Raw genomic sequence first — 8,576 nt, 5'->3', positions numbered from 1 at the left:
CGCTGCCAAGTAGCCATGAGCTTCCCGCATTTGAGCAGCTGAATAGTTGCTGACACCGACAGTAGCAATTCGACCTCGCTTCACTTCATCAGCGAGAGCATTCATTAGGGTTTCTTGGTTCATGAAAAAACTGAACGGTTGATGCACTTGATACAGCTCAACTCGCTCCACCTGTAGACGTTTTAAACTGGCGGTTAAAGCATCAGAAACAGACTGGGCGGTCAATCGCCAGGGTACGGGAAAATATTTAGTTGCAATCTGCACGGGACGCCCCCGTTGTTTCATAAACCGTCCCAGCAGGGATTCCGATTCCCCTAACCCGTAAACCTCAGCGGTATCAAAAAAGCTGATACCAGAATCTAAGGTTGCCTCAAAGGCTTCTTTCAGCTGTGAGGCTCCATAATCATTGCCGTAGTTCCAAAACAGCTTGTCGCCCCATGCCCAAGTACCAATGCCTAAAGCGGTAACCGTTGGACCATTCTGCCCTAAGGTAAGAGTCTGCATAGTCAAATTAATTGTTTACCGAAAATATTGGGTTTAAAGCCTTCCCCTTCTAGGGGACTTTTTTATGGTATAGTCTTTTGCGTAGGTTTTTTCACGTAAATGATAGTTCTGGAGTTCAAGGTCAAAGGGAAAACAACTCAATACACGGCTATAGATGAGGCGATTAGAACCGCTCAGTTTGTTCGCAACAAAGCCATCCGTCATTGGATGGATAACTCTTGTGTAGGACAAAAAGAACTATATCGCCTCAGCAAGTCATTGAGGGAAGAGTTCTCCTTTGTTAAGGCATTGAACTCAAGTGCTTGCCAAGCATCCATTGAAAGAGCCTATAGTGCAATTGCTCGGTTCTACAGTAACTGCAAGAAATCTTCCCCAGGGAAGAAAGGCTACCCGCAATTCAAGAAAAACTGTCGGTCAGTTGAATACAAAACTAGCGGGTGGAAGCTTTCTTCTAATCGGAAACAGATTGATTTCATTGACAAGAAAGGGATTGGTAAGCTCAAACTCAAAGGGACGTGGGATTTAAATTTATACCAATTAGACCAGATAAAACGAGTTAGGTTAGTGCGTCGTGTTGATGGCTATTATGTTCAGTTCTTGGTGAGTGCCGAGAATAAAGTAGACGTAGAGCTAACCGGAAGAATGATTGGCTTAGATGTAGGACTCTCTGAGTTCTACACCGATAGCAATGGTTATACCGAACCTAACCCAAAGTTTTATCGGAAGGGTGAGAAACGACTGAAGTTCCAGCAACGCCGTGTTTCAAAGAAAAAGAAAGGCTCTGCCAATCGGAAAAAAGCCATTAATAGACTAGGAAGAGTACACCTCAAAATAAGTAGGCAACGTGAAGAACATGCCAAGAGAGTGGCGCGTTGCGTAATCCAATCTAACGATTTGGTAGCTTACGAAGATTTGAGGATTAAAAACTTAGTTAGAAATCATTGTCTCGCCAAATCTATTAATGATGCAGGTTGGTATCAGTTCAGGAAATGGCTAGAACATTTTGGAATAAAACTGGGCAAGATAACTATTGCAGTTAATCCTGCCTACACTTCCCAGGAATGTTCTAGTTGCGGCACTATAGTCAAGAAATCCTTGTCTATGAGAACTCATATTTGCAAATGTGGGTTCGTACTAGATAGAGATTGGAATGCCGCAGTCAATATTCTGAAGTTAGCCTTGAGTACCACAGGGCATGTGGGAACTTGGGTCATAGACTCGAACGCTTCGGGAGATTCGACCTCTACTCTGGTTGGAGTAATCCTGTCAGGGCAAGTTGGGTCTATGAACGAAGAATCTCCGCACTTGTAGGGCGGAGAGTGTCAAATTTCTTCATTTTCCTCAGTGTATCGTTGCCAATAGGGAGCGGCAGCCAAAAATACGGTTCATTAATGTGTAACTTTAGAAGGAAAATACAATACTGAGTTTGGTAAGCGATCAGCTGCGAGTAAAGCCGTAGGCGATCGCACTAACATTCCTAATCTTGTGATCGCCACTGAATAAAGGTACCGCCCAGAGCGATCGCTACGCTAACGAACCTGCTACGCCAACGCGTTTATAACGATATGAACAGCAGTGATTTACCGAATTCCCAGCCTGCCTCATCAGTGTACGACGAGGTATTACCCAGAGTTGACCTATTGACCATGTTCCGACTCGGTCTGTTCCAAGTCGGGCTAGGCATGATGTCAGTGCTGATTTTTGGGGTACTCAATCGCGTGCTGATTCGAGAGTTGGGACTGCCAGCAACACTAGGCACAATCATCCTTGCCTTTACCCTGTTTGTGGCTCCAGCACGAATTTGGTTCGGGCAAATGTCCGATAGTAAACCGTTGTGGGGGTATCATCGCACGGCGTATGTTTGGCTCGGCGCTGCAAGTCTTGCTATCCTTTCCGTTTTAGTGGTACAGGTGATGTGGCAGGTGGGCGATAGTTTAAAGGCATCCGGCTGGACGCCCCAAACCTATGCCTGGACAGGTTTACTAGCTCTACTGTTTGCACTTTATGGTCTAGCAACCAGCGCTTGTTCTACGCCCTTCGCGACGCTGTTGGTGGATGTTTCTGATGAAGATAATCGCTCCAAGTTAGTGGGCATTGATTGGTCGATGCTCATTGGAGGAACCATTGTTGGGGCAATCACCATTGGCGTGCTGCTCAAAAAGTTAACCCTGAATGCCTCGATCGAGTTACTACAGGTACAAATTAATCGCCTGTTTCTGATTGTGCCTTTAGTGATGTTTGGGCTGGCATTTGTGTCAACCTGGGGCGTAGAGAAAAAATATTCCCGCTATGCTTCGCGCTCCACATTAGTTAACCAGGAAGAAAAGATTACCCTGAATCGGGCTTGGCGCATCTTGACAGCTAGCCGCCAAACTCGGTTATTTTTCACGTTTTTGGTGCTAATGACCCTTGGCTTATTCATGCAAGACCCCATTTTAGAAAATTATGGGGGTGATGTGTTCAACATGGAGGTAGGCAAAACAGCGACGCTCAATGCCTTCTGGGGAACTGGGACATTAATCGGTTTGAGCGCGGCGGGATTCCTTCTGGTTCCGCGTCTGGGAAAACGCAAGACTACAAAATTAGGTGGTGTATTAGTCATCTTCTCCCTAGTCTGGGTAATACTATCGGGATTTACCCATGACCCGAAACAGCTGCAAATCGCTCTGCTGTTTTTCGGTCTGGTGTCCGGAGTCCTAACGACAGGAGCCCTTACGTTGATGCTAGACCTAACAGCAGCCGAAACAGCCGGTACATTTATTGGGGCTTGGGGGCTAGCACAGGCTTTAGCGAAAGGCGTAGCAACGGTGACGGGAGGAGCAGTGTTCGATGCCGCTAAGAGGCTGTTTCCCAACTTGGTGTTAGCCTACGGGGTGGTATTTGTGGTTCAGGCTATCTGTATGGCTCTGGCTGTCTGGTTTCTGACACGAGTGAACGTGCAGGAGTTCCGCACCAATGCGAAGCAGGCGATCGCAACTGTTATCCAAAGTGACTTGGACTGAGCGATTTGCAGGTTTCCTCAGGGAGAATAGTGATACTGTGCTTAGATGAACTACCTACGGACTCCGCTACGCTACGCATGGGGACTTCCCGCACGGAAGAGTTAAAGCGAAGGTTTCAGCACCGCCCAATTTCTTTCCTCTGCTCAGAGAGGTTCTATTCTTTAGTTGCTTTTAGGAAATGAATGATTTTTGGAGAGATATTCTCAATTTTGCTAAGACAACGACTGAAAAAGTCGGCAGCCAACTGATGGCTGATTTTGGTCAGGTTCAGGCGTCCCAAAAGGCGGATGGTAGCTTAGTGACGCAATCGGATAATTGGGCGGATGAGACAATTCGAGATGCGATCGCATTTCATTTCCCTAGTCATGGAATTTTGAGTGAAGAAGGGCAACACGAATTTCCAGGTGCTGAATGGTGTTGGATTATCGACCCCCTAGATGGCACGACGAACTTCGCACGGGGGATTCCCCTTTGGGGGATTTCACTGGGGTTGTTGTATCAAGGCACACCTGTTTTTGGCTACGTTCATTTCCCGCCCGTCGGGCAAACCTTTCATGGCTTTTGGGAGGCTGAATCTGGAATAGGGGGTTTAGAGAACGGTGCCTTTCTAAATGGACGCCCCATCCACAGCAGTACCGATTCTCCTAGCCATAACCACTTTTTCAACCTTTGCTCGCGAAGTGCGGCATTATTGCAACAATCCTTGCCCTGCAAAATTCGGATGATGGGTGTTGCCAGTTACAACTTTCTGACGATCGCTAGTGGTGTCGCGCTGGGTGGTGTCGAAGCGACTCCCAAGATTTGGGATATTGCAGGAGCCTGGGTAATTGTACAAGCGGCTGGTGGGGTTTGGGTGCCACTAGATGAAAAGACAATTTTTCCCCTCGACGTTGGGGAAAATTATGGAAGTAGAGCACTTCCTACCCTGGTGGCTAGCAGCCCTGAACTGGTGAGTGTGTTTAAACCACTCATCAATATGACTTAAGGAAAATTCACAATTTTGAGCTAACTATAGTAGTTCTCTATGCAAAAAAAACTTATGATAAAAATATCTTCAACTTATATATTGCACCCTTGTCAGTAGCTATAGGGTGAGACGTGTCCATCAATGCTATTGTTAGGTTCTGTAGGGTCTTGGACACTGCCCACCTAACCATAAGAAAGCTTGCCGTTGAAGGGTGCAAGATATTAGTCAATAATCAAGACCCTTCCTGAGCCTTTTCGATGGCAAATAAGTATTTATGGGCACGATTTTAGTAGTGGATGATGATCTAACACAACAGTTGATCGTCTTTAAAATTCTCAAAAATATTGGGTTAAATGTTATTTTTGCTGATGATGGTATACAAGCGCTGGAACAGGCACAGCGTTGTTGTCCTGATCTAGTGATTCTAGACATCCTTTTGCCGAAGATGAACGGCTACGAAGTCTGTCGGCGACTTAAAGCCGACAAAAAGACCCAGAAGCTTGCTGTGATCATGTGTTCCAATAAGAAAGAAGATTGCGATCACTATTGGGGAATCAAGCAAGGTGCCGATGCCTACATTGCTAAGCCTTGCCATCCCCAAGAACTTGTCAATATCGTTCAATATTTCTTAGCCGAGGGCATAATCAGTCAGTTTGTGCCCACAACGGTGAGTAAAACTGTCACTATTTCTGCTGAACTGGTTGCAACGGCGGATTGATGACTCTACTGATGTGCCGTTAATACTCCCAAAAGAAATCAGCTATCGTTTTTTCTCTTTGAGATTGCTTTTTTTGAGACGCGTCAAACAAGACTGAACGTTGTATTAATTGATGATTATTGAGGCGTCGAGCGACACGACTGGGTATGCCGTAGCCAAAAACAATATGAGTTTGCCCAGCTAACACGACGACTTGATCATCTGGATGAGCCTGTACAAATTGGGCGATCGCATCTGCCATTGTTTCATCCCACAGCACCTGCGCGGTGAAAAATCGCTCAAAGCTGCTACTGTTGCCATGTCCTGACTGATGATGCTGTTCATAGGTTTTTTGCACCATTTGACGGTAATCGGGGTTGTCTGTCCGAATTTCTGACACTGGCGGAATATACTTGCGTTCAGCAGGTGTTAGGCTCTCTAATCCGCTACGCGCAACTTTACGCGTTACCTCGGTGGGTGTGTTTAAGGCTAAGACGGGCAGTTGATTGGCTCTTGCAAAGCGAAGTATCGGTGCGTAGTATTCCCAAGGGAAACCCCATCTTTCTTCATAGTCGCTTTGCTCCACCAACTGCTCTTCTGTGATTTTCCCCGCTATATATTGATCAAGGACACTCTGATAAGGTCGCTGAAACATCTCCAGTGCGATCGCCATGCGGGGTGCACTACCGTCCTTTGCAACTTCCAGTTTCTGCTGATAGAGTGCTTGCAGGATTTCCAGTTGGGCTTTATGGTCTTCTGGAGTGCCGTGTGTTTCACCCAAGTACACAACATCTGCCTTGATCAGTTCCTGTAGGATTTTTTGTTGATTCCGTTGTTGTTGTTCTTGCTGGTGAAGAGTTGAGGTGTTATCTGCACAAGCCGGGATGGTGCAGATAACGAAAATTCCCAACGACCATGCACAGAATTTAGCAATTTGACGTTTTCTCATAACCATAATTTAGCCAGTAGTTATGAGTCTGGAAAGTATTCTCAAGGGGGTTGCAATATATCAGCAGACTTTAACAATTTTCCATCGTATGTTTTTTCTGAACTTACACACCACCCAAGCCCGGAATGTCTAGAATCATTGCAGACACACACTGCTCTACCCTGAGAGGGTGGACTTTTCGGTTCAACCCCACAGAGGAAGATGTTGAGCGATCGCATCTCTCCTCTTTAGGGATGAAGTGCGATCGCCCTGCCATAGCCTTTCTTAACCTGTGTCAAAATTAACCCAGTGTATCGGGTTTGTGAGCAATGGCTTGGTTATCAGGGCAGAGGCTACAAAACGGTAAGTACACCGTAGAAAAAGTATTAGCTGAAGGTAGCTTTGGCATTACCTATCGCGCCAAAGACAATAATGGGCAAATCTTTGTCATCAAAACCCTAAATGACGACGTGCAACAACGCCCTGACTTTGTCAAATTGCAGCAAGACTTCATTCATGAAGTAATCAGCTTCGGCGCTTGCACTCATCCTCATCTCTTGGCAATTGATAGCCTTTTTCCCGAAGGGACACTGTGGTGTGTGGTGATGGAATACATCAACGGAGAAAATTTAGCCCATCGGGTTGAGAAACAAGGCGTTTTGCCAGAATCCGAAGCTCTACGATACATTCAGCAAATTGGTGAAGCACTGACACTTATCCACAATAAGGGCTTGTTGCACCGCGAGGTGAAGCCACAAAACATTATGTTGCGCCCTGGTAAGTCGGAAGCCGTGTTAATTGATTTTGGCATTACCCGTGAGTTTATCCCGAAGACATCCACAAAAATTTTGTTCGATGGCTTTGCGCCGATTGAACAGTATGATACAGGAGCGAAACGGGGTGCATACACCGATGTTTATGCCCTAGCTGCAACGCTATATTTTCTGTTGACTGGCAAAGTACCCACTATTCCCCATGTCAGAGCAGACGGAATATTTCTAGAACTTAATGCTAATGTCAGCGATGAAGTAAATCAGGCGATTTTCAAAGGCATGGAGTTAAAAGCAGAGGATCGCCCCCAATCTATTCAGGAATGGTTGGCGCTGTTTCGATTGACACCTCTGACTCTACCTTTAACTATGACTTCAGCCACGGGGGTGGATTACAGCAAGCTGCGAGATCTATTAGCTGCTAAAAAATGGCAAGAAGCGGATCAGGAAACAGGTGAAAGGATGCTCGAAGTAGCAGGGCGACAAGAAGCAGGATTTCTCAGCCCTTATGGAGATATTGACCACTTCCCCTGCGAAGATTTCTGTATCATCGACCAACTTTGGGTCAAGTATAGCAACGCACGTTTTGGCTTTAGTGTCCAGAAGCGCATTTGGGAAAGTGTAAACCGAGATTGGGAAAAGTTTTGCAAACGCGTTGGCTGGATTAATCACAACCCTGAGGAACTGTTAGAGTCTGAACTCGATTTTACACTCCTGGCCCCCATTGGTCATCTTCCAATGTTGATTGGCCCAGGTACGGGCACCTTTTGGGTAGAGGGCAGTGGCACGATGCGGGATGCTGTTAGGGAGAGCCTTGAACCCGAATGGACTGATGAAGGTGATTATGAGTGTGGTTGGTATGACCTATATGAGGACGGAGATATTTTAGGTCTTGTCAAAGAGTGTGGTTTATAAAGATTGGAAGCATTGGTGGAGATGAGTGAGGGGAGCGAAGCGCGATCGCATCATTATTCCTCGGAGTCTTGATACATCTCCTCCAGTGCTTGCAGCTGAGTGCGACGGGAATGACGACGATATTTTTTAGTTTCTAGTTTAGGTTCGTACTGAGTTTGCCCTTTTCCTTTAGTTTTCGCTTTTATGGTGGACTCTGGATCGGCTTGCTGGTTCAGCTGCTCTTGCCACGCGATCGCATCTTCTAATAAATCCAAATAATAGTCATATCGCTCCCAATCTCCCCGCACAGCACAGTTTGGCTCATCTCGATGCAGACAATCACTAAACTGACAGCTAGCTGTTGCTAACCGATGCCTTACTTCTGGAAAATACTGAGCTAACTCTTCTGAGGTGCAGTCAATGTCAGGCTGATTAAAGCCAGGGGTATCTGCCAGGAGTCCGCCAGCAGGTAACTCAAACAATTCCACATGACGGGTTGTGTGACGCCCTCGGCTGAGTTTGCCGGATACTTCTGCTACCCGCACGTTGACATCAGGAATCAGTTGATTGATTAGACTGGATTTGCCGACCCCAGAAGGACCAGCCAGGATTGTAATTTTATGATTGAGCTGGGCACTGAGTGCCTCTAATCCCTGATTACTATAGACGCTGATATATAAAGGCTCGTAACCCCAATCTTTGAGGCGACTTCTCCACTCCTCCAACTCTTCCTCTAAGACTAAATCCCGTTTATTCAAGCACAAACAGATATCCAATCCCGTAGACTCTGCCTTAACCAGAAATCGGGTCAGTT

The 8,576-nt window shown here is 46.2% G+C and carries 8 protein-coding genes and 1 pseudogene; 6 read left to right on the top strand and 3 right to left on the bottom strand.

Features of this window, described 5'->3' with window-relative positions; genetic code table 11:
• Positions 1 to 504, bottom strand: a 504-nt coding sequence (locus tag V6C93_RS29880) for an aldo/keto reductase (protein ID WP_333480318.1), incomplete at its 3' end; no start/stop codon positions are given.
• Positions 505 to 603: 99 nt separating this feature from the next.
• On the opposite strand from V6C93_RS29880, the gene V6C93_RS29875 reads away from it, so the two are divergent.
• From V6C93_RS29875 to V6C93_RS29860, 4 genes and pseudogenes are all read left to right on the top strand, one after another.
• Positions 604 to 1,815: a transposase gene (locus V6C93_RS29875; RefSeq protein WP_333480317.1), complete on the top strand. Its 1,212-nt coding sequence runs from the start codon at positions 604 to 606 to the stop codon at positions 1,813 to 1,815.
• Between the two features lie 254 nt (positions 1,816 to 2,069).
• The gene (locus V6C93_RS29870) at positions 2,070 to 3,506 is read left to right on the top strand and encodes a BCD family MFS transporter (RefSeq protein WP_333480316.1); all 1,437 of its coding nucleotides are present in this window, start codon (positions 2,070 to 2,072) and stop codon (positions 3,504 to 3,506) included.
• A 178-nt stretch (positions 3,507 to 3,684) separates the two neighbouring features.
• Positions 3,685 to 4,491: an inositol monophosphatase family protein gene (locus tag V6C93_RS29865; RefSeq protein WP_333480315.1), complete on the top strand. Its 807-nt coding sequence runs from the start codon at positions 3,685 to 3,687 to the stop codon at positions 4,489 to 4,491.
• A 256-nt stretch (positions 4,492 to 4,747) separates the two neighbouring features.
• Positions 4,748 to 5,104 (top strand): annotated as a pseudogene (locus V6C93_RS29860) (response regulator); the annotation flags it as partial.
• 106 nt (positions 5,105 to 5,210) lie between these two features.
• Here V6C93_RS29860 and V6C93_RS29855 read toward each other — a convergent pair.
• Entirely contained in the window at positions 5,211 to 6,119 is a 909-nt protein-coding gene (locus V6C93_RS29855) for a ChaN family lipoprotein (protein ID WP_333480314.1), read from the bottom strand.
• Positions 6,120 to 6,244: 125 nt separating this feature from the next.
• On the opposite strand from V6C93_RS29855, the gene V6C93_RS29850 reads away from it, so the two are divergent.
• The gene (locus tag V6C93_RS29850; RefSeq protein WP_333480313.1) at positions 6,245 to 6,403 is read left to right on the top strand and encodes a hypothetical protein; all 159 of its coding nucleotides are present in this window, start codon (positions 6,245 to 6,247) and stop codon (positions 6,401 to 6,403) included.
• A 24-nt stretch (positions 6,404 to 6,427) separates the two neighbouring features.
• Positions 6,428 to 7,783, top strand: a complete 1,356-nt coding sequence (locus V6C93_RS29845) for a serine/threonine-protein kinase (RefSeq protein ID WP_333480312.1) — start codon at positions 6,428 to 6,430, stop codon at positions 7,781 to 7,783.
• A 53-nt stretch (positions 7,784 to 7,836) separates the two neighbouring features.
• Here the strand turns inward: V6C93_RS29845 and rsgA are convergent.
• Positions 7,837 to 8,576, bottom strand: a 740-nt coding sequence (gene rsgA / locus V6C93_RS29840) for a ribosome small subunit-dependent GTPase A (RefSeq protein ID WP_333480311.1), incomplete at its 5' end; no start/stop codon positions are given.

The organism is Allocoleopsis sp., assembly GCF_036703385.1.
Lineage (GTDB): Bacteria > Cyanobacteriota > Cyanobacteriia > Cyanobacteriales > Coleofasciculaceae > Allocoleopsis.
This window is presented reverse-complemented; position numbering and strand designations above follow the sequence as displayed.

Excerpts from the sequence above, each read along its gene's own strand:
- V6C93_RS29875 (WP_333480317.1), top strand. The coding sequence starts at position 604 with ATGATAGTTCTGGAGTTCAAGGTCAAAGGGAAAACAACTCAATACACG.
- V6C93_RS29870 (WP_333480316.1), top strand. The coding sequence starts at position 2,070 with ATGAACAGCAGTGATTTACCGAATTCCCAGCCTGCCTCATCAGTGTAC.
- V6C93_RS29865 (WP_333480315.1), top strand. The coding sequence starts at position 3,685 with ATGAATGATTTTTGGAGAGATATTCTCAATTTTGCTAAGACAACGACT.
- V6C93_RS29855 (WP_333480314.1), bottom strand. The coding sequence starts at position 6,119 with ATGAGAAAACGTCAAATTGCTAAATTCTGTGCATGGTCGTTGGGAATT.
- V6C93_RS29850 (WP_333480313.1), top strand. The coding sequence starts at position 6,245 with ATGTCTAGAATCATTGCAGACACACACTGCTCTACCCTGAGAGGGTGG.
- V6C93_RS29845 (WP_333480312.1), top strand. The coding sequence starts at position 6,428 with ATGGCTTGGTTATCAGGGCAGAGGCTACAAAACGGTAAGTACACCGTA.